The organism is Caballeronia sp. J97 (assembly GCF_905220305.1).
Classification (GTDB): Bacteria; Pseudomonadota; Gammaproteobacteria; order Burkholderiales; family Burkholderiaceae; genus Caballeronia.
The window spans coordinates 1-583 of the sequence record NZ_CAJMZL010000097.1 but is presented as its reverse complement, the minus strand read 5'-3'; the positions used below and the strand labels follow the sequence as shown (position 1 = coordinate 583).

1 pseudogene is annotated in these 583 nt (G+C 64.5%); it reads left to right on the top strand.

Features of this window, described 5'->3' with window-relative positions:
• Positions 1 to 583 (top strand): annotated as a pseudogene (locus tag U4Y90_RS35995) (NADP-dependent malic enzyme); the annotation flags it as partial.

The following is a 583-nucleotide window of genomic DNA, read 5'->3' as shown; positions in this document are numbered from 1 at the left end:
CCGGAAAGATCGCGATCGCGCCCACCAAGCAGATGATCAACCAGCGCGATCTCGCGCTGGCTTACTCGCCGGGCGTCGCGTTCGCGTGCGAAGCGATCGTCGAAGATCCGCTGAACGCCGCGCGCTTCACCGCGCGCAGCAATCTCGTGGGCGTCGTTTCGAACGGCACGGCCGTGCTCGGCCTCGGCAACATCGGGCCGCTCGCGTCCAAGCCGGTGATGGAAGGCAAGGCCGTGCTCTTCAAGAAGTTCGCCGGCATCGACGTGTTCGATATCGAGTTGAACGAGAGCGATCCGCATAAGCTCGTCGACGTGATCGCCGCGCTCGAGCCGACCTTCGGCGGGATCAATCTGGAAGACATCAAGGCGCCGGACTGCTTCATCGTCGAGCGCGAATGCCGCAAGCGCATGAAGATTCCCGTGTTCCACGACGATCAGCACGGCACGGCCATCGTCGTCGCGGCGGCGATCACGAACGGTCTGAAGGTCGTCGGCAAGAACATCGGCGAAGTGAAGCTGGTCGCGTCGGGCGCGGGCGCGGCGGCGCTGGCGTGCCTGAACCTGCTGGTCGATCTCGGCATGAA